The sequence below is a fragment of the Eubacterium sp. AF19-12LB genome, assembly GCF_003479125.1.
GTDB lineage: Bacteria > Bacillota > Clostridia > Lachnospirales > Lachnospiraceae > Eubacterium_U > Eubacterium_U album.
Genome location: NZ_QUGP01000015.1, coordinates 427 through 22844, shown reverse-complemented (window position 1 = coordinate 22844; position 22418 = coordinate 427). Strand labels below are relative to the sequence as shown.

Sequence of the window (22418 nt, the reverse complement as noted above, 5' to 3'; positions counted from 1 at the left end):
CATATATGCTGTTTTATACAACTTAGGTCGGAAAGAATATTTTGATAACTTGGTTTCCATGCTAAATTCAAAAAAATATCAGAATAGAAATTCAGTAGTTAACAGCTTGAATGATATTGCAAACGAGGACAATAAAGATATGATAATTAATCTGCTATTGGAGCATAAGAAAAAGGAAACGGCAATGTCAGTTATTTATACGATTAATGATGTAATAAAAGAAATAGAAGAAATGGATGATGATGATGAAGAAAGTGATGAGTAGAAATACAAATTTCATAATGTGATATTCGTGTGCTATAGACAATTCAGCTTTCATTATTGACAAATAATCATAAAAATAATACACTCATAGTAATTGGCATAATTAAACGCAATGAAGAGAAGAGTACATGGGAATACAGTTTACAGAGAGTCTGATTAGGTGAAAGCAGACAACAGGTTGAACTATGGAAGATGGACTTGGAGCGGCATGGGCGAGCATAAAGTAAACCTGTGACGGATACACCCGTTAAAGTGAAATGAGATTCGGATATAGTTTTGTTAGTGGATTAAGAATAGTATTTGAATACAGTAATTAATGATACTAATATCTGAATAAAGTAAAGTGGTACCACGAAGTTAAAGCACTCTCGTCTTTGCATAAAGAAGAGAGTGCTTATTTTAATTTAGTACCACTACGGGCGACAGGCAACGTAATTGTACTTTCGTTGATTTTGTCAATTCCTATGAAACTATATTCGGGAGTTTTTAGAATAAATAAAAAAGGAGTTTATTTGAAATGGAAAAGAAACCATATTATTTGACAACAGCCATTGCTTACACATCAGGTAAGCCACATATTGGAAACACATACGAAGCAATCCTTGCAGACAGCATTGTACGTTATAAGAGACAGCAGGGGTATGATGTAAGATTCCAGACAGGAACAGATGAACATGGACAGAAGGTTGAATTAAAGGCAGCAGAAAAAGGTGTAACACCAAAGGAATTTGTAGATGAAGTATCAGGAGAAATCAGACGAATTTGGGATTTGGTAGGAACATCTTATGATAAATTTATCAGAACAACAGATGAAGACCACGAAAAACAGGTTCAGAAGATTTTCAAAAAATTATATGATCAGGGTGATATTTACAAAGGTGAATACGAAGGAATGTATTGTACACCATGTGAATCATTCTTTACAACATCACAGTTAGTAGATGGCAAATGTCCTGACTGTGGAAGAGAATGTACACCTGCAAAGGAAGAAGCATATTTCTTTAGAATGAGCAAATATGCAGACAGATTGATTGAACACATCAATACACATCCTGAATTTATTCAGCCGGAATCAAGAAAGAATGAAATGATGAACAATTTCCTTCTTCCGGGACTTCAGGATTTATGCGTATCAAGAACATCATTTAAATGGGGTGTTCCTGTAGACTTTGATCCAAAGCATGTTATTTATGTATGGATTGATGCATTATCAAACTATATTACAGGACTTGGATACGATGTAGATGGAAATCACGGTGAATTATATAAGAAGTATTGGCCGGCAGACCTTCATTTGATTGGAAAAGATATCTTAAGATTCCATACAATTTACTGGCCAATTATGTTAATGGCATTAGACGTTCCACTTCCAAAGCAGATATTTGGACATCCATGGTTACTTCAGGGTGGAGAAAAAATGAGCAAGTCAAAAGGAAACATCATTTATGCTGATGACCTTGCAAGCTTATTTGGAGTAGATGCAGTAAGATATTTTGTTCTTCATGAAATGCCATTTGAAAACGATGGAACAATTACTTGGGAATTAATGGTTGAAAGAATGAATTCTGACCTTGCAAACACACTTGGAAACCTTGTAAACAGAACAATTTCAATGTCAAATAAATACTTTGGCGGTGTTGTAAATAACGCAGGTGTTACAGAAGAAGTTGATGAAGACTTAAAGAAAGTTGTCCTTGAAACTCAGGTTAAGGCATCTAAGAAAATGGAAGACTTAAGAGTTGCAGATGCAATTACTGAAATCTTCACAATGTTTAAGAGATGCAATAAATACATTGATGAAACAATGCCTTGGGCATTAGCAAAGGATGAAGAAAAGAAGGCAAGACTTGAAACAGTTCTTTACAATTTAATTGAAAGTATTACAATAGGAGCAAGTCTTTTAGAACCATTTATGCCTGAAACATCAAAGAAGATTCTTGAACAGTTGAATACACAGGCAAGAGCCTTTGATGATATGACTGAATTTGGAAAATATCCATCAGGAAATAAGGTTACAGAAAAACCTGAAATCTTATTTGCAAGATTAGACATCAAAGATGTAATGCCAAAGGTAGAAGAAATTCAGGCAAAACAGAAAGCAGAAGCAGCACCGGAAGAAAAATATCCGGAAGTTGAACCAAAAGAAGAAATCACAATTGATGATTTTGATAAAGTACAGATTCGTGTTGGTGAAGTATTAAAATGCGAGCCGGTTCCAAAGGCAAAGAAACTTTTAGTTTCACAGATTCGTATTGGAAATGAAGTACGACAGATTGTATCAGGTATTGCAAAATATTACAAACCGGAAGAAATGGTTGGTAAGAAGGTTGCAGTTATTACAAATTTAAAACCTTGCAAGCTTTGTGGCGTAGAATCACAGGGAATGATTCTTGCAGCAGCAGATGATGATGGAAACCTTTCAGTAATGACATTAGACAAAGATATGCCTGCAGGAAGTGAAATCTGTTAAAATATAATAGAATATGTTTAATGGTTGAATAAAAGAAAATTATTCAAGTTGTTTATTAGATTGTATTTAACGACAAAATTATATTTGTTGGAAAGTTTGTTTAAAATGTATTTAATGGGGAGCAGGTTATGACAGTAAATAAATGGATTAAAAACAGAATATTTGCAATTGCCATTTTATTGTCAATTATTTTTAGCTCAGGCTATTCTTCTTATGCTGCCACAGCATTTGTAAATCAGAATGATTATACTTATGCAGGAAGTATTAAGCAGGAAGCAAAAAGAGTTAAAAATGAATGCTTGCGCCCTGAAAAAAATGCACAAATACAGATTAAAAGAACTGTAGATGGAACTTCAAAAGAAGCAAAATCAAGAAACAGATATCAGCAACCGTTTATTTATGGAGCAATATTTTCACACAATTTATTTCCGGGAGGAGTTAGTGTAAAGAGTGTTTCAGGTTTATATACTTTTGATAAACGGAAGAATTACAATATAGTTTATATACACAACCAGGATGGCAAAAAGAGAATGCTGACTATTACATAGATAAAATCTTTTGTAATAGGAGGTGTGTGTTATGGCAATGAATATAGTAGCTATTATTTTAGCTGTTGTATGTGTTGCAGCAGGAGTAGCCTGCTGGTGGACACAAAGACCTGGCGATGATGAATAATAAAGTAAATTAAAAGAGACCTTTGACGGAAATTATTAAATTAAGAGGCGATGCATAATCCGGTTTAATTTAATAAAAGTACGTCAAAGGTCTTGTTTTTTTCGTGTATTGAAACGCATTCGAAGTGTTGCAAGCAACTCTTTATTCGAGTATAATGAGTGAGGATATGTTACGGGAAAAAGATGGATTTTATAAATATAATGTTGGGGTCAAAAGCACCTGACTTTGATGCCTACAGATTTTTTAGAGTGACACTGCAAAAGATGATTGCAAAATTAAGATTATAAATTGAAGATAATCAACGAGTGGAGGAAGAATCATGATAATTGATACACACGCACATTATGATGACGAAGCATTTGATAAAGATAGAGAGAAGCTCTTAGATTCTATGCAAAACAGAGGAATTGAATATATTGTAAATGTGGGAGCAAGCATTGCATCATGCAAAACAACAGTTGGTCTTACAAGAAGATTCCCTAATGTATATGGGGCGCTTGGAGTTCATCCCGACGAAGTTGCAAGTCTTACAGATGAGGATTTTGACTGGTTGAAACACGCAATTTATAAGCCTAAGATTGTTGCAGTGGGAGAAATAGGACTTGATTATCATTGGAATGATAACAGAGATGAACAGATTGCCTGGTTTGAAAAGCAGATGGAACTTGCAAGAGAAGCAGAACTTCCAATAATTGTTCATAGCAGAGAGGCAGCTAAAGATACTTTAGATGTTATGAAGGCTTCAAAGGCAGAAGAAATCGGAGGAATCGTTCATTGCTTTTCATATGAAAAAGAAATGGCACGTGAATACATTGATATGGGATTCTATTTAGGAATCGGAGGCGTAATAACATTTAAGAATGCGAGAAAATTACGTGAAGTAGTTGAATATGCCCCAATGGAAAATTTAGTATTAGAAACAGACTGCCCATATTTATCACCTGAACCGAACAGAGGAAAGAGAAATTCATCATTGAATATTCCGTATATTGTTAGTGCAATTTCTGAAATAAAGGGAATAACTCCTGACGAAGTTGTAGAGATTACAAGCAATAATGCAAAGAAAATATATGGCATCGGATTAGATGATGTAGACAGATTAATATAGAAAATGAGGAAAAATAATGGCATATTTAGGAAGCCCGAAAGCAACATTAGAAGTAATAAATAAATATGGATTTGCATTTCAAAAGAGATTCGGACAGAATTTTTTAATTGATTCTAATATATTAGAAAATATTGTAAGTGCTGCAAATATTACAAAAGAAGATTTTGTATTAGAAATTGGTCCGGGAATAGGAACAATGACACAGTATTTGTGCGAAAATGCAAGAGAAGTAGTTGCAGTGGAAATTGATAAGTCACTTATTCCGATACTTCAGGATACTTTAAGCGAATATGATAACGTAGAAGTAATTAATGAAGACGTCTTAAAAGTGGATATTAAGAAATTGGCAGAAGAAAGAAATGACGGAAAGCCAATTAAGGTTGTTGCAAATTTGCCTTATTATATAACAACTCCTATCATAATGGGATTGTTTGAAAGTGGAGTGCCAATTGACAGCATTACAATTATGGTTCAAAAGGAAGTGGCAGACAGAATGAAGACGGGTCCCGGTTCAAAGGATTATGGAGCTTTATCATTAGCCGTTCAGTATTATGCAACAGCAGATATAGTATTAAAGGTTCCGGCATCATGTTTTATGCCAAAGCCAAATGTAGATTCTGCAGTTATAAAACTTACAAGACACAAAGATACTCAGGTAAAAGTAAGCAATGAGAAACTAATGTTTAAGATTATACGTGCTTCATTTAATCAGAGACGTAAAACATTGGCTAACGGATTGAAAAACTCACCGGAATTAAATTTTACAAGAGAACAGGTTACAGAGGCACTTGTTTCAATGGGCAAATCAGAAAGCGTAAGAGGTGAAGCGTTTACGCTGGAAGAATTTGCAAAATTAACAGATATACTAAACAGTAAATAATAATGAAAAATCAAGTCAGGAATGATGTGAAGAACAGAGTTCTTGACTTATTTTGATATATAGAGGAGAAACAGGCGTATGAAACAATTGATATTAGGAATTTTGGCACATGTAGATGCAGGAAAAACTACATTGTCAGAGGCTTTGTTATATACAACAGGAAACATAAGAAAATTAGGAAGAGTTGACCATAAAGATGCATTTTTGGATACATATTCCCTTGAGCGTGAGCGCGGAATTACAATATTTTCAAAGCAGGCACAGCTAAAGTGGAAAAATGAAAATGAAGAAATAAACATGACTTTGCTTGATACTCCGGGGCATGTGGATTTTTCTGCGGAAATGGAAAGAACACTACAGGTTCTTGATTATGGAATCTTAGTTGTCAGCGGAAGTGATGGAGTTCAGGGGCATACAGAAACTTTGTGGAAACTTTTAAAAAGATACAACATCCCTACATTTATATTTGTTAATAAAATGGATTTAGCAGGTAGCGATAAAAATCATATAATGGAGAATTTGAAATCAAGACTAGATACAAATTGCGTAGATTTTTCTGATTATGAGAAGTCAGATGATAATTTTCTTGAAAATGTTGCAACATGTGATGAAAATGCCCTTGAAAATTATATGGATACAGGTGAAATATCAAATGAGGAAATAACTAATCTTATTGCAGAAAGAAAGGTATTTCCATGCTTTTTTGGTTCAGCTTTAAAGCTTGATGGCATTGAACTTTTATTAAATGCAATGGCTAATCTTACTCAGAATAAAAGTTATCCGGATGAATTTGGAGCAAGGGTATATAAAATATCAAGAGACAGTCAGGGAAACAGACTTACACATATGAAGGTTACAGGCGGAGTACTTAAAGTTAAAGATGTAATCAATGATGAAAAGGTTAATCAGATTAGAATTTATTCAGGAAACAAATTTGAGACAAAAGACAGCGTAAAAGCAGGCGAAGTGTGTGCTGTAACAGGACTCGAAAATACAAGACCGGGACAGGGAATCGGAGATCAGGAAGGTGAGAGTATTCCTGTATTAGAACCTGTTTTGACTTACCAGATTATTTTGCCTGAAGGATGCGATGCTCATAATACATTTAACAAATTAAAGCAGTTAGAAGAGGAAGACCCGCAGCTTGATATTGTGTGGAATGAAAATTTGAAAGAAATTCATGCAAGACTTATGGGAGATGTTCAGATTGAAATTTTACAGAGTCTTATAAAGGAAAGATTTGATATAGATGTGACATTTGGACAGGGTAGCATTGTGTATAAGGAAACCATTAAAAATAAGGTGGAAGGAATAGGACATTTTGAACCGCTTAGACATTATGCGGAAGTACATTTGCTTCTTGAGCCGGGAGAACCGGGGAGCGGGATGGTGTTTGAAACTGCATGTAAGGAAGATGATTTGGATAAAAACTGGCAAAGATTAATACTTACGCATTTGTATGAAAAGCAGCATATTGGTGTTCTTACAGGCTCGCACATTACAGATATGAAAATAACACTTATTGGTGGCAGAGCACATGCAAAACATACTGAAGGTGGAGATTTCAGACAGGCAACTTATAGGGCAGTGCGAAATGGTCTGAAACAGGCAGAAAGTGTTTTGCTTGAGCCATATTATGAATTTACATTGGAAGTGCCTACGGAAAATGTGGGCAGGGCGATGAATGACATAAGCCAGATGAAAGGGGAATTTGAGACACCGAAGACAAATGATGAGGTTACGGAGATTACAGGGTATGCACCTGTATCAACTATGAGCGGATACATTACAACCGTAAATACTTATACAAGAGGGCGTGGAAGGTTGTATTGCAAATTGGCGGGTTATATGCCTTGTCACAATGCGTCGGAAGTCATTATGGATATTAATTATGACAGTGAGCGAGATGTGGAAAATCCAACAGGCTCAGTATTTTGTGCTCATGGTGCAGGATTTAATGTTGAATGGGATAAAGTAAAGGATTATGCACATGTAACAACTGATAACTTAAAAGATAATGATTATGAAGAACCGGAAAAATTTGTACCGGTAAAACAGCCTGAACCAGGGAAAAAGTGGCAAATGGGTGCAAGTTATGCAGAGGACAAAGAATTACAGGCGATATTTGAAAAACAGTTTGGTCCGGTTAAAAGACGTTTGGCAAATGAATCAGGATTTGGTTATACAGATAATCAGGGAAGTGGAAAGAAAACACAGAAGAAATATGTTTATAAGGAAAATAAAAATAAAAAAAATGAGAAAAAATATTTGCTTGTCGATGGCTACAATGTAATATTTGCATGGAAAGAATTAAATGAACTTGCACAGGTCAATCTGGATGGGGCAAGACTTAAACTTATGGATATTATGAGTAATTATCAGGGATACAAGCAATGTGAGTTAATACTTGTATTTGATGCATATAAAGTTAAGGGCAACATAGGAGAGGTTTCAAAATACAACAATATAAATGTTGTTTATACAAAAGAAGCGGAAACTGCAGATACGTATATTGAAAAAGTAACCAATGAAATCGGGAAAAAATATCAGGTTACGGTTGCAACCTCAGACAGACTTGAGCAAATGATTGTGTTGAGCAGGGGAGCAGTTCGTATGTCATCAAATGAATTACTTCAGGATGTTATGGCTGTGCATGAAGCAGGCTTAAGACAATACAAATCATCTCAGAAGATAGAAAAGAATTATTTGGATGAATTGATTAATAAATAATCATATTTTAATCGCTAACTGCATATATTTGTATAAAGTCAAATATCGAATTGAATAATTCGGAAAAGAGTAAATGACGAATATAATTAATTGGATGAAAACGAGTTTTACAAATATGTACGAAATACTAAAAAGAAATATAAAAATTGAAGCAGTTATGGCATTTCTTTTGCTGATGTCGATTACTATGATTGCTTGTAATATGGAAAAAATCGTGGAAAGCGATAATAAAGAAACTAAGAAACAAGAGCATAAACCATTTAGTGGTTACACAATAGTTATTGACCCGGGGCATGGAGGAATTGACCCCGGGAAAATAGGTATAAATGATGCACTTGAAAAAAATATTAACCTATCCATAAGCCTGTACATAGAAGAAATTTTAAAAAACACAGGGGCAAAGGTTGTGCTTACAAGGGAAAGTGATACCGGACTTTATCAGGAATCGGATGGAAATAAAAAAAGGGCCGATATGGAAAAACGCTGTGAAATAATAAATAAAGAGTATTTGGAAAATGAAAAAACAATAGTTGTAAGCGTTCATCAAAATAGTTTTACTTCGGAAAATGTAAAAGGAGCGCAGGTATTTTATTATCGAAATTCTGCAGGTGGTACGGAACTGGCGAAAATAATGCAGGCAATATTAAACGATAATATAAATATAAACAATAAAAAAGAAATCAAGGAAAACACCAGTTATTATATGCTGTTACATACAAAATGCCCTACAATAATAGTGGAATGTGGATTCTTAAGCAATTGGGACGATGCAAATAATTTGTCGTCAGACGATTATCAAAAAAGAATGGCAGGTCTGATATGTAAAGGAATCGAAGAATATTTGAAGAAATAAATTGAAAAATGTTAAAAAAGTTGCAGGCAAAAATAAAATGAAATTAAAAAAAGGAAAAAATTTAAAAAAGCCAAAAACATTTATAGTAAAAATTACAATTGTCATGGGGTGCATTTTGCTTGGAACAGCAGGCACCCTGACAATTAAAAATACTATAGAAAATCGAAATGCAGGTATATCTTCTGAAAAAATAATCAACTATATGGAAAACAAAAATAATGAATCTGGATATTGCGATAATAAATCTAATCTGACAGATAGTTACTCTGAATCTGATAAATTCATAGAATTTTCAAGTGAAAAATATGTAGGAATATTAATTATTCCGTCTCTAAAAATCAAACTCCCAATAAATGAAAAATGGTCATACGAACAGTTAAAGAAAACTCCGTGCGTATATAGTGGAAGTGTGGGCAACGCAGGATTTGTTTTAGCTGCACACAATTATTCAACGCATTTTGGAAAAATAAAATATTTGCGAAAAGGCGATGAAATTATATATAAATCCGCAAACGACTCCACGTTTTCCTATAAAGTAGAAAGTGTGGAAAATTTATTGCCCACACAGGTCGAAAAAGTAATAAGTACGGAATATGATTTGACCTTGTTTACATGTACATTTAATGGACAGGCAAGAGTTGTTGTGAGATGTAAAGATGTAAATATTATAAAATAAGATGTCGGATTCAAAAGCCCCCACGACTTTGATGCCTACGGATTGTTCCGTGCTAGGCATTCCATCTCATAATCCCCATTCGCAAAAATCCCACTTTATGGAATTAAATTTGGAATATTTGGCAATAATGCTTCATATGATAACAAGCAGAGAAAAACAAGACAAAATCTAATTGAAAATACAATTGCCAAATATAAAAGTGGGAGAGATATGATCATGAAAAAAATAATCCAAAAAAGTAAAAAAATAATAGCAGTAGTAAGCATGTGTTTAATATGTGCTACGACATTTGCAGGCGAAGCAGTTATGCTAAATGCAGATGTGAATAACAGTCAGAAAACCGAGTCTATAGTAAATTTTGCGGCAAATGATATTCCTGTGCCGGACGCTACGATAGTATCAACTGACAAAGTATTTCCGTACAATCGACTTCAGGTCAAAGATATTGATGGAAATGCAAAAATTGTTGAGGCAGGAGAAGGAGTCAGAGCTTATCAGGACGTAAGTCGCGAAAGTATGAAAGGCGATGTATGGAATGGGACATGGAATGGAGCGATAAAAGGAATATACGCTTCATTTAGTAATAAATACAATGGGATAGCGATTCAATGTAAAGGTTCTAATCCTGATGCAAACAATTACAAGACAGATATGAATGCGGGATGGAAAAATAAAGATTTGGATTTAGAAACAACTACAATGAATTTTAAAGTCAAATATTTTGAAGTTGGAACATACGATGGAAAGCCGGTAGGAGCTTACGCAAATATAAAAGTTACACCATTTAAAAACAGAACTTCAAAAAATGCAACAGATATAGGAAATGTGGGAGAAGGATGGAATTGGGGTAAAAATAACTATGGACCATATTCATATTATCCGACAATTCAAATAAGTAAATCGCTATATAGTGGCTGGGTATGGCAAAATGTGAAAGAATTTCATGTTGATTTGGAATTTTATTATTTAAACACAGATGGAACGTTTGGAGAAAAAATTGTTCTAAATGACATAGGAACAGTTGACAGTCCGGTTGCTGATTATTACACAATAAATTCTCTTAACCCGGCGGATGTTCAGGAAGGGGAAAATCCGGCAGCATATTATGGACCGGAATATGTAGTGCCACAAAATCCGCAGAATGTAAAAGCATATGTTTATTCAGGAAAATTTTCAAATACCATTCCATGGAGCAGTAATATTGTAGGAATGTATAAAGGCAGCGGAAACAGATTTGGAACACAGTACGGTTATAATGGTGGTACAAATGTGTGGAGCGGAGATATTTATGACAGCACATTCGGAGTGCCTGATAACTGGCTTCAGAATTCAGTTACAATAATGCCGCAATCGGCTTCAAATGCATTTAGTTTTACATTGGGAAATTTTATGAGGTATCCGGACAACGGAGGAGTTCCAAGAACAAATCAGGTGTGGGCATCATTTAGCACGACACCTCTTGGAAGTAAAATTGACAGACCGTTAATAGATTTAAATATATATAAAAAATGGAAAGGAACGGAGCAGATTCCGGATTCCATAGAAGTAGAAATTTATCGAACAATCAAATATAAAGATTCCACAGAAGAAAAAACAGAATATTTTAACACAGTTACAGTTAAAAAAGAAAACGGATGGAAAGAATCCGTAGAAGGGCTGCTTACAAGAGATACAATAGGAAATCAGTTTACCTATAGTGTAAAAGAAATTAGTGTTGCGGGATTTGCTTCAGAATTTACATCAAAAACAAATCAGGCTACTGCAACAAAAAATGCAAGCACAACTTATACAATAACAAACACAAAAATATATGAATTGCCGGATGCCGGAGGCGCAGGAAGTGAACCGTTTGTAAAAATCGGCCTAATAATTATGTTGTGTGCCGTAAGTGTTTTAGTTGGTTGTTTGCAGAAAATAAAATAAAATTTTCTAATAGAATGATGGAAAGTAAGAATAGAATATATGAAAACTTTCTAAAGCAAAAAGCATGTACCACATTTGAATTTATAAAAAACAAATGTGATTACAAATAAATAAAAAAGGAGCATTAAATGAAAAAAGTATCAAAACTTTTAGCAGTTGTAATGGCATTTTCTATTATGGTTGCATTAAATGTAGCTGTATTTGCCACAACAACAAAGACAGACGGTACAAAAGCTAATGTTGTAAATGGAGGAGAAACAGTAAAGATAAATGTTTTAACAGGAAATGAAAATGATGTGTTAAATGCATATAAAGTAGTTGAAACCATTTATGACAAAAATACAAATACAATAAACCGAAATTTTACGGCGACATTTGAACAGTTTACGGCTGCAAATACAGAATACAAAACAATGACAGTAGATGATTACGTTAAATTAAATGAAACAAAATTAAAAGAAGTGTTAGGAAAATTTGTTTCTTATGTAAGAACAAATAGTGTTAACCCTGAATATGTATCTACAAACATTTCAAATGAAGAAAAAGCTGAATTTGAAGCTGTAGCAATGGGGCAGTACATTATTGTTGGAAGTGGAAACACAAACGGGGCATACATTTATCAGGCTGTTACAGCAGAGGTTGAGCCATTTGTTGAAAATGATGAATATAAAATATATGAACAGTATTCGGTAAAAATGAAGGTAAGTAAGCCTACTGTAGAAAAAGATATTATAAATGGCACTGCGACTGATGGAAACAGACAGACAGCAAGTGTAGGGGATGTTATCACATATAAATTAAGTGCAGCAGTTCCCATTTATCCGGAAGGCGCAACAGATACTACATTATATTTAGGCGATGAACTCTCAGAAGGACTTACTTTAGATTTAAATTCTATTGTAGTTAAAGGTGAAAATGGAGAAAATTCAAAAAATTTAACAAGTGGTAATCAGTACACAATAAAAGAAGAGGGTCAGAAATTTTATGTAGATTTAAACTACGGAAAAATTAAAACGTATACAACTGTGACAGTAGAATACAAAGCAACATTAAATGAAAAAGCTAAAGTCGGAACAGCAGTTGGAAATGAAAATATTGTAGAGTACGTTTACAAAAATTCTCCATTTGATGGAACAACATATAATTCTGAAGATTCTGACAGACCAACACCGGACACCCCGGGATTTGGAGATGATGATGACAAAGAAATTGTTTATACATTTGGCGTAGCCATCGAAAAGATTGATAAAGATAATAATGCTGTAAAACTTAAGAATGCAAAGTTTAAGTTATACGATAATAAGGAATGCAAAGGTGATGCAATCAAAGAGATTGTAACTAATGAAAATGGAATTGCTTCATTTGAAGGATTAAAAGCCGGAAAATATTATTTGGTAGAAACTATGGCTCCGTCAGGTTACAAAAAATTATTAGAGACAATTGAAATTGTTGTAAATGCAGCCAGTGGAATATACACAATCACAGCCGACAAAACAGAAATTACAACAGATATAGAAAAAGAAAACGGATACAAAAAGGTTACAGTTGAAAAAAAAAAGGAGCAACACTTCCAACTGCAGGTGGAATGGGAACAGCATTATTTGTAGCAGGCGGATTAATAATTATGTTAGGTGCTGCGACAGGTGTTTATGTAATTAGAAGAAAAACTGTAAAAGAAAGATAATAAACTGTTTCCCAAAATATATTTTTTAAATTTCATATGAAAAATTTTGAACTATAGAATATTGAAAATAAACCAAAGATAAATATTGGGGCAAAGGTTAAAGGTAATCTTTCATATAAAGATTATAAGTTTGTATCGGTTCGAATCCTCTATAAGTTTAACTATAAAGCTAATCTTGCATATAAAGATTAAAGCCTTTAACTTTTGACTCCCAAATAAACTAAAAATGGCAATAGGGAGATAGTTATGAAAAGAAAAACGACAACGACAGTATTAGTTATAATTTTTTTGATAGGTTTCTCCGTGTTACTATATCCGGTAGTTAGTAGTTATGTAAACCAAATGGACGCAACAAAAGCGACTGAACAATATGATGAACTAATGAAAAAAATGGAGAATAAAAAGTCAGAAAGTATATTAAATGAGGCTAATTTATATAATGAAAATCTGACGAAAGATAATGTGGAATATAAAAACCAAGAAGAAAATAAATATGCCGACATTTTAAATGTAGACGATTCAGGAAGTATGGGTTATATTTCCATACCAAAGATTAAGGTGAAAATTCCAATAAAGCATGGGACTACAGATGAAGTACTAAGTAAATATGTAGGGCATTTGGAAAGTTCATCTTTACCTGTAGGAGGAGAAAGTACACACGCCGTACTTGTAGCTCACAGAGGGTTGCCAAATGCAAAATTATTTACTGATTTGGATAAAATGGAAATTGGTGACAAATTTCAAATTACAGTATTAAATAAAAAATTATTTTACCAGGTGGAAGAAATTTCAGTAGTAAAACCTGAAGACATTTCAAAATTAAGTATTGAAAAAGATAAAGATTATGTGACTCTGGTTACATGTACGCCATATGCTGTTAATACACACAGACTATTGGTAAAAGGAATACGAATAGACGAAGATAAAGCAGAAAAATCAGACAATGAACAAAAAGTAAATCCGTGGAAAGTAGTAATAATAGCACTGGCTTTGGTGTTGATTATAATGACATTATTTGTAATAACATTTGCAGTGTGCGTAAATAAAGGAAAGAGGGTGTATGAATATGAGAGAGAAAACAATAAAAAACACAATAATTTGTGCGTATAAAAATTTAAAAACTAAAGCATATAAGAAAATTGTAATGGCATTAATGATGATTATGGCTGTTATGCAGGTTGGAATTATATCAAATAATAAAGTAAAAGCATCTCAGGTTGAGAATCATCAATATGAAATAAATATTGTTCTAAAAAATGAAAATATCATATTTGCAGATAGAGAAGTTAGAATTTATAAAATTGCAGACAAAAATGAAAAAGACGAATATGTTCTTTTAAGGGCATTTGCTAAATATACGATTGAAGTAAATGACATAAAAAATAATTCCGACCTAAGTAAAATAGCAAATACCATTTCGGGATATATTAGCTTAGATGGAATAACGGCAGATTATGTAGGAACAACAAATGAACAGGGAAAAATGAAATATGAAAAAGCAAAAGATGGTATGTATTTAATGCTTATTGATGCTTGTGTGGAACAGGATAAAATGTATGAATTTGTTCCGCAGATAATTGCAATTCCATATATAAATGACAATAATGAATTACAACAAAGCATAGATGTGGAACCTAAAAGTATATCAAAAAACATAGAAAGCAAAGAACAGGAAAGTAAAAAAGATGAGCGTAAAAGAAAAAACAAAGGAAATACATCTGAAAAGCAAAGCAAAGAAAATGATCAAACAACAACAGCTAAATATGACAACAAACTTCCACAAACAGGTCAGGACAGAGCTATAGCAGTCATATTGGCAACAGTTGGGTTGGTAATGATTGCAGGAGGTGTGGTGGTTATTAAAAGGAATAGGTGAAATTTGTGCACGGTCGAAAAAGGTCGAAAACTTTCACTTTACATTTTGCGACAAATAAGATAAAATCGTTTCAAAACAAAATGTAATGGGTGAGAAAAACTGAATGTATTAGGGGAAATTTGAATAATAATGTATGGTTTAGCATCACTTTTTACAAAGTGGTGCTTTTTTTATTCGATTAACCGATATGATAAATTTTATTCATTCTACATTTAAAATCAAACAAAAGGAGAAGGACATGAAAAAAATAACACAAAAATTAATTGCAATAATGCTGGTAATGACAATTGTTGCGGGAGGAATAAGTAAAGAGGCATTCGCAGATACAGGAGTAATCAGGTGCAATGATAAGTATTTTGATACTTTAAAAGAAGCTGTAAATGAGGCTTTAAGTACAAATGATGGTGACGGTGTAGTAACTATATTACAGGACATTGAAGCAAATGAATTTATACAGATAAATGAAAATCAAAAATTAACAATTGAAGGACAGGAACATGTAACAATAAATGTTAAGGAAACATCTAGATTTATAGATATAAAAAAAGGTGGAGTGTTAAACTTAAAAAATATAGATATTGACGGAACAGATATAAAAGCTGAATATGGTAAAACACCTTTTTATGTAAGAGGGGAAATAAACCTCAATAATGCAACAATTAAAAATTTTAGTTCAAACAGCTCGACAATAATTCTTAATTCGGCAAAGCTAAACATGGATAATGCATCCGAAATTTCAGAAAATAGCAACATAACATGGGGAGGATATGGAGGTGCTATAAGCATTGAGGGATTATCACATGTAAAAGGCGGAGTAGTAAGAAACAACTGGGGAAGTTATTATGGAGGAGGACTGTATGCATCAGGAACGGCATACATAGAAGGAACAACTTTCATAAACAATGGCTGTAAATGGTACGGTGGAGCTGTTGCCTGTGGTTTAGTTGGTGGAGGCATAGTCTATATGAAAGACTGTCTGTTTGACGGAAATTATGCAAATTGGAATGGAAATGCTATTTATTTAAATAATTCAGGTAACTGTTCAATTTATAACACGGAAGTCAAAAATGTAAGTAAAAACGTAAGTGGTGCGATTACTATTACGGGTAAAGGAAAAACAATTATAGCAGGATTAAATGTAAATAATAACTCGGTAAATAATGGAAATGTATATATTGCCGGAAACAATGTCAGTTTCTTAAAGCCCGGAACATATAATACTGAATTTGGGAAAATAGAAACAAATAAAAATATAATAGAAAACAATAAGGCAAACAGAGGCGGAGGAATTTATGTACAGGGAAATTCTAACGTAAATATTGAGCAATGTGAAATAAAAAATAATACATCCAATAGAGGTGGGGCAATCTATAATGATGGAAATATTGTTATGGATGATGTCGAAATTAGTGGAAATGTTGTAAATGATAAAAATGGTAAAATAAATATGGGAAATGCCATTTTACAAAATGGTACATTGGAATTAAAGGAAAACGTTCAGATAAATGGAAATATACATTTAATTAAGGATAAATATATAACTATTGATAAAGAATTACTTTATCACATGGATAAACAAAGTGCGTTAAACATAACAACAGATGAAAAAAATGAAAATGAATTTAGAAAAGTAGCTGAATTTACAAATGTATTGGGCGAAAGTCTGGCATATAAGCTTGTTTCCGATGAGGGAATAAAACTGGAAAACACAAGTAACTTAGTTGCTGATTCTAAGTTGGTAGCTATAAATAATGAAATAGGAATAGCAACAAAAGTATATAAAAAGGAAGTAGTATGTAAAGACGAAAAGGGAGAAAACATACAGGGAATGGAACTTGCCCTATATAAAGATGATGATAGTAATAAATATTTAGGAACTACAGAAGCAAGTGACGAAAACGGAAAAATCGTTATAGACAATCTTGTTGCAGGAAAATATAAATTAAAACAGAAAACAGTTCCAGACAAATATGAGCAGGATAACTCAAAAACAGTAAATTTTGAAGTGGGAGAAGAAAACGTAGAGCAGATAGAATTTTCTGCTAATTATAAAGATGAAGCACCTACTGCAGTAATTACATTTGAACATAAAAAGATTCATATAGCACAAAAATATACATTTAGTGCCGATAAGTCTATGGATGATAGGGGAATTGTAAAATATTCATGGGATTTTGGAGATGGAACACAAAAAACGGGGAAAACAGTAAAGCATGAATATCTTCAGCCAGGTGATTACATAGTATTGTTGACAGTAACCGATACAAAAGGACAGACTAATACAAAAAAATTAAAAATAACAGCGGATGGAACGGCAGAGGGAATGTATCAGTTAGGATTAACTGTTACGGATACAAATACAGAAGCACCTATAGGTAATGCTGAGGTTTATATTGTAAATAGTAAAAACGAAATAATCAGTTCAGGAAAAACAGCTAATAATGGAAAGTATAATTACTATTTAAAAGGAAATGAGAGTTATTCAATTGTTGCTTATGCAAACGGATATTATAGCAGGGCGACAAGCCTTAATATGGGTGAAACATCAAAGAAAATAAATCTGTATTTAAGTTCTAAAGACACAATACAGGCAGATGTAAGTTATAAAGAAATGTCGTATAGTGAAATAGTAGAAGCAGGAATTGATACAGATAGTGATGAAAACAAAAAAATATTTAAATATTCAACTAAATTGGTATTTAACAAAATGACTTTTCCTGTTAATTTCTATGTAAATGAAAAAGGAGATATTGTTAAAAATGAAAATAAAGGTGGAGGTGAAGCTGCTTCATCAAGAGAAGAAAATTTTTATATAGAACCAATAAAGGCAGACGGAAATGGTACAGTATATTATTTAGTTGTAGATGGAACGACTAAGTGGTTGAAGGATATGTTTGACGTTCAGGTACTGGTTGTTAATAATTCTAAATGTGAATATGTAGATAATTGCAATGCAAAAATTAATTTACCGGAAGGACTTTCATTAGCAGCAATGGCTGCAGGTGAAGATAATAGCGAAAAGAAAGAGATTGGAAAAATTGAAAGTGGAGAAAACAAAGCTGTAAACTGGTATGTACGAGGGGACAAAGACGGAGAATACAAAATAAGTGTAACAGTTGAAGGTGAAATGAAAGATGATAAAGGAGAAGTAGAACCATATCAATTTAGATATGATTATGCCTGTAGGGAAAGTTTGTGGGTAATAGCAGGAAGCTCATTAAAGCTTGATGTGTATGTAAATAAATATACATATACAGGAGATTTGTACACAATAACATATACATATACAAATACATCTAACAAAACAATTAACGGAATGCAGTTATATTTTGACAGCGAAAAGCAGTATTCAAATGATGGGAGAGTGTTTGTCGATTGTGCAAAAAATACCTATAAGAAGGTAGATGAGTTAGCACCGGGTGAAAAAATTACAATAAAATATACAACTCAGATACAGTTTAAGGACAAAAATGGAGATGAAGCATATTACGAACTTATAAGCATGATTATGAAAACTTTGCCGGGAAGTAATGCATCAATACCATATGAAGTGCATGTGAAACTAAATCCAATTCAATTAAAAGGATATGTTGATAAAACAAATGGTGTTAATGCAAATGATGGAGATCCTGTAGATTTGCTTACAGGAGAGTTTAATTACACATACACTGATTTAGAGAGTGTTGCAAAGTATAGCATTCCGGTAAAAAGATATTATAACTCAGGAAATTTTAATACAAATACAGGTTTTGGAAATGGCTGGAGTAACGAATATGATTACAGGGCAGTATATGAAGATAACTGCGTAATTATTTATATACCTACAGGCGGACAAATTGTATTTAAGGATGATGGAACAGGTGAGTATACATGCCAGACAGATAATCAGAAGGAACTTATAAAAAATGAAGATATATATTTTTATAAAGAAAAAGGAAAAGAATATCAGTTTGACAAAGAAGGAAAATTAATAAAAATTACCGAAGAAGATGGATGGGTTACTAATTTCAGTTATGATAACAATAAATTGACTCAGATAAAAAGTAATGCGGGAATTTTAAAATACAGTTGGGAAGGAAATTATATTGTTAATGCATCTATAAATGGAATAGAAGTTAAATACGAATACAAATCAGGAAATCTTGTGAAGGTAACGAATGCAGATGGTGACAGTTGCGCATATGAATACAATGAGAATAACAACTTAACATTAATGACTGATTATGAAGGAAACGAATATGTAAAAAATGAATATGACAGCATAGGAAGAGTTATAAAACAAAAGGTTGCTGATTCCGGAGAATATACATTTACATATGACGATGAAAAAAGAGAAAACAGTTGTAAAAGTGAGAGTGGAAATGTTCACACAATAAAGTATAATGAGGATTTTTACATAATAGAAGATGTAGAACAGGATACAACAACATATGAATATAATGCTTTTGGACAATTAGTTGAAAAAACAGATAGTTATGGAACAACAACATATTCATATGATATTTATGGAAATGTTACTAATATTGTATATCCTGATAATACATCAGAATCATATAAGTATAATTCCAAAGGTAAAGTCATAACTTACAGAAATGCAATAGATTCAGTAACAAATTATGAATATAATACCAGAGGAAATCTTATAAAGGAAACTGATGGATTAGGGAATAGTGTAACTTATACATACGATTCATTTGGAAATGTAATAAGAGAAAAAAGTGGACAGGGAAATGTAATAAGCTATTCATACACAGACTCATTTCAAAGGGCAGCAGTAAGTGATGGAAGCAAAAATACAATAAAGTATAAGTATGACAAACTTGGAAGAAAAACTGAGGAAACTAACGGAAATGGAGAAAAAACAAAGTTTACTTATTCTTTAGCAGGAAAGCTTTTAAAAGAAACAGATGCATTAGGTAATGAAACAACATATGAAGTAGATAAAAATGGATATACTATTTCACAGACAGACAAAAATGGAAACAAAACATTAAATACCTATAATAAGCAGGGAAAGAAGACAGAAAAAACAAATGCTTTAGGCGTAAAGAGTAAATATACTTATGATATAGCAGGAAATCTTACGAAGATAACTGACGGTTTGGGATATGAGACGACATATACATATGATAAATATGGAAATGTAATATCAAAAACAGATGCATCCGGAAATTCATGGAATTATAAATATGATTTCAAAGGAAATCTGGTAGAAACCAAAGACCCATATAAGAAAAACAAACAATATAAGTATGATTCTAAGGGACAGGTAATTGAAGAGACAGACGAAAATGGAGGAAAAATAACATACACTTATAATGCTCTTGGAATGGTTACAAAGCAGACGGACCCATTGGGAAATAGTGTCAGATATGAATATGACGGTAACTTAAACCTTATTAAAGAAACAGATAAAAATGGAAATGCGACAGAATATGTTTATGACAAGGAAAACAGACTTGTTGAAAAGAAAACATTATATGGTAATACAACATATAATTATGATAAGGATGGCAACTTAATAAGGATTACAGAGCCTGAAAACAGAAAGACAGAATATGAATACGATAGATATGGACAGGTTATTTTAATAACTGATGCTCAGAAAGAAAAGACACAATATACATACGATGCTATCGGGAACATAACACAAATTATAAACCCTGATGGAACAGCCATAAGTTATAAGTATGATAAAAATAGTAATGTTATACAAATAACAGACGAAAAAGGTAACGTTGAACAGTATGAATACAACGCAGAAAATAAAATAAGTAAATATGTTGATAAAGAAGGAAACATAACAACTTATAAATATGACGAAAATGGAAATCAGATTGAAGTTAACGAAAAACAGGATTTAGTCATAACAAAGAAATATAATGAAAATAATCTTTTGTCAGAAGAAACAGATGCAATAGGAACAAAGAAATATGTATATGATAAGCTTGGAAGAATTGTGGAAACAATATCAGGTGAAGGATACATTACATCATATAGATATGACGGTGTTGGAAACATCATAGAAAAAACAGATGAAAATAATAAGATTACAAATTATACATATGACCTAAATAATCGTCTGATTAAGATTACAAATCCTGAAGGAGAAATAACAGAATACAGTTATGACGCAAATGGAAATGTAATAAGCGAGAAAGATGCCAAAGGAAATATTACATTATATGAATATGATGAAAATAACAATCCTGTAAAGAAAACAGATGCAAATGGAAATGTGTCTGTATGGAGTTATGATGCAAATGGTAACGTAACAGAATATAAAAATCCTCAGGGTGTAAAACAAGCATATGAATATGATGGCAATGGAAACATTGTAAAAATAACAGATGGTCGAAATAATACTGTTACAATGGAATATGATTCGATGAATCGTATGACAAAGAAAGTTTCGGCAAATAATGTCATAACACAGTACTCATATGACGAAAGTGGAAATCTGCAAACAGAGACAGATGGAAATGGAAATGTCACAACATATAAGTATGACAAAGAAGGAAACTGCACAGAAAAAATAAAGACAGGAAGCAGTGAAAAGTATACATATGACAAAGAAGGAAGACTTACATCAATAACATATTCTGATAATAGTATGGAAAAATTTGAATATGATGTACACGGAAATAAAACATCATATACAGATAAAAAAGGCAATACTATGACGTATATTTATAATAAAGATGACAGAATGACAAAAACTGTTGATGCAAATGGAATAAGTACGGAGTATGAATATGATGGAGTTGGAAATCTTACAAAAAAGACGCTTCACAGAAAAAAGGAAAATAGCAAGGCGGATGAAGTAACAACATATTCATATGATGGAAATAATAACCTTATATGTAAAACAGATGCCTTGGGCAAAAAGGAAAGTTATGAATATGACTTAAATGGAAACCTTGTAACGGTAAAAAATAACAGTGGAAAAGTCGTAACATCATACAGTTATGATGCCGTTAATAACTGTACTAAAAAAACAGTAGACGGAAAGACCACAACATATGAATATAATAAAAACGACTATCAGACAGCAATGTCAACGGCTAGTGGAACAATATCATATGTAAGGGATGAACTTGACAGAATAATAGAAACAAACTACGAAAATGGGAAAACAGTAAAGTACAGTTATGATAATGAAGGAAACAAGACAGGAATTACATATACTGACGGCAAATATGTAAGCTACGCATATGATGGAAATAAAAATGTAACGGAAGTTACAGACGGCGATAAAAAGACCACATACACATATGAT

Annotated in this window: 14 protein-coding genes and 1 other annotated feature; all 14 genes read left to right on the top strand. The window is 32.6% G+C overall.

Annotation, left to right across the window (positions count from 1 at the left end):
- Positions 1-58 precede the first annotated feature (58 nt).
- Entirely contained in the window at positions 59-265 is a 207-nt protein-coding gene (locus tag DWX29_RS11580) for a hypothetical protein (RefSeq protein WP_158574548.1), read from the top strand.
- A 102-nt stretch (positions 266-367) separates the two neighbouring features.
- Positions 368-643 (top strand) — a binding site (T-box leader).
- A gap of 138 nt (positions 644-781) precedes the next feature.
- A complete protein-coding gene (gene metG / locus DWX29_RS11575) occupies positions 782-2734 on the top strand; it encodes a methionine--tRNA ligase (RefSeq protein WP_118565910.1) in 1953 nt (650 codons plus the stop codon).
- Between the two features lie 128 nt (positions 2735-2862).
- Complete coding sequence (locus DWX29_RS11570; RefSeq protein ID WP_118565909.1) at positions 2863-3282, top strand: hypothetical protein; 420 nt, start codon at positions 2863-2865, stop codon at positions 3280-3282.
- A gap of 446 nt (positions 3283-3728) precedes the next feature.
- The gene (locus DWX29_RS11565) at positions 3729-4517 is read left to right on the top strand and encodes a TatD family hydrolase (RefSeq protein ID WP_022089426.1); all 789 of its coding nucleotides are present in this window, start codon (positions 3729-3731) and stop codon (positions 4515-4517) included.
- Between the two features lie 16 nt (positions 4518-4533).
- A complete protein-coding gene (gene rsmA, locus DWX29_RS11560) occupies positions 4534-5397 on the top strand; it encodes a 16S rRNA (adenine(1518)-N(6)/adenine(1519)-N(6))-dimethyltransferase RsmA (RefSeq protein ID WP_118565908.1) in 864 nt (287 codons plus the stop codon).
- Positions 5398-5475: 78 nt separating this feature from the next.
- Positions 5476-8127, top strand: a complete 2652-nt coding sequence (locus DWX29_RS11555) for a TetM/TetW/TetO/TetS family tetracycline resistance ribosomal protection protein (RefSeq protein ID WP_118565907.1) — start codon at positions 5476-5478, stop codon at positions 8125-8127.
- Positions 8128-8242: 115 nt separating this feature from the next.
- Entirely contained in the window at positions 8243-8980 is a 738-nt protein-coding gene (locus DWX29_RS11550) for an N-acetylmuramoyl-L-alanine amidase (RefSeq protein ID WP_158574547.1), read from the top strand.
- Between the two features lie 37 nt (positions 8981-9017).
- Complete coding sequence (locus DWX29_RS11545) at positions 9018-9656, top strand: sortase (protein WP_147365055.1); 639 nt, start codon at positions 9018-9020, stop codon at positions 9654-9656.
- 216 nt (positions 9657-9872) lie between these two features.
- The gene (locus DWX29_RS11540; RefSeq protein ID WP_158574546.1) at positions 9873-11579 is read left to right on the top strand and encodes a Cna B-type domain-containing protein; all 1707 of its coding nucleotides are present in this window, start codon (positions 9873-9875) and stop codon (positions 11577-11579) included.
- Between the two features lie 128 nt (positions 11580-11707).
- Entirely contained in the window at positions 11708-13186 is a 1479-nt protein-coding gene (locus DWX29_RS11535) for a SpaA isopeptide-forming pilin-related protein (RefSeq protein WP_118565903.1), read from the top strand.
- The gene (locus DWX29_RS11530) at positions 13165-13263 is read left to right on the top strand and encodes a hypothetical protein (protein WP_118565902.1); all 99 of its coding nucleotides are present in this window, start codon (positions 13165-13167) and stop codon (positions 13261-13263) included. The genes DWX29_RS11535 and DWX29_RS11530 overlap by 22 nt, the downstream gene beginning before the upstream one ends.
- Positions 13264-13509: 246 nt before the next feature.
- Positions 13510-14373 carry a class C sortase gene (locus DWX29_RS11525; protein WP_117910752.1) on the top strand — a complete coding sequence of 288 codons (864 nt, stop codon included), beginning with the start codon at positions 13510-13512 and terminating at the stop codon, positions 14371-14373.
- Positions 14330-15139, top strand: coding sequence for an LPXTG cell wall anchor domain-containing protein (locus DWX29_RS11520; RefSeq protein WP_158574545.1), 810 nt, complete (start codon positions 14330-14332; stop codon positions 15137-15139). The genes DWX29_RS11525 and DWX29_RS11520 overlap by 44 nt, the downstream gene beginning before the upstream one ends.
- A gap of 238 nt (positions 15140-15377) precedes the next feature.
- Positions 15378-22418 (top strand): PKD domain-containing protein (locus tag DWX29_RS11515; RefSeq protein ID WP_199663692.1); only part of this gene is annotated, 7041 nt, incomplete at its 3' end.

Coding starts and splice junctions, on each gene's coding strand:
- DWX29_RS11525 (WP_117910752.1), top strand. CDS start 13,510: ATGAAAAGAAAAACGACAACGACAGTATTAGTTATAATTTTTTTGATA.
- DWX29_RS11520 (WP_158574545.1), top strand. CDS start 14,330: ATGAGAGAGAAAACAATAAAAAACACAATAATTTGTGCGTATAAAAAT.
- DWX29_RS11580 (WP_158574548.1), top strand. CDS start 59: ATGCTAAATTCAAAAAAATATCAGAATAGAAATTCAGTAGTTAACAGC.
- DWX29_RS11530 (WP_118565902.1), top strand. CDS start 13,165: ATGGGAACAGCATTATTTGTAGCAGGCGGATTAATAATTATGTTAGGT.
- DWX29_RS11570 (WP_118565909.1), top strand. CDS start 2,863: ATGACAGTAAATAAATGGATTAAAAACAGAATATTTGCAATTGCCATT.
- rsmA (WP_118565908.1), top strand. CDS start 4,534: ATGGCATATTTAGGAAGCCCGAAAGCAACATTAGAAGTAATAAATAAA.
- DWX29_RS11565 (WP_022089426.1), top strand. CDS start 3,729: ATGATAATTGATACACACGCACATTATGATGACGAAGCATTTGATAAA.
- DWX29_RS11535 (WP_118565903.1), top strand. CDS start 11,708: ATGAAAAAAGTATCAAAACTTTTAGCAGTTGTAATGGCATTTTCTATT.
- DWX29_RS11540 (WP_158574546.1), top strand. CDS start 9,873: ATGAAAAAAATAATCCAAAAAAGTAAAAAAATAATAGCAGTAGTAAGC.
- DWX29_RS11550 (WP_158574547.1), top strand. CDS start 8,243: ATGTACGAAATACTAAAAAGAAATATAAAAATTGAAGCAGTTATGGCA.
- DWX29_RS11545 (WP_147365055.1), top strand. CDS start 9,018: ATGAAATTAAAAAAAGGAAAAAATTTAAAAAAGCCAAAAACATTTATA.
- DWX29_RS11555 (WP_118565907.1), top strand. CDS start 5,476: ATGAAACAATTGATATTAGGAATTTTGGCACATGTAGATGCAGGAAAA.
- metG (WP_118565910.1), top strand. CDS start 782: ATGGAAAAGAAACCATATTATTTGACAACAGCCATTGCTTACACATCA.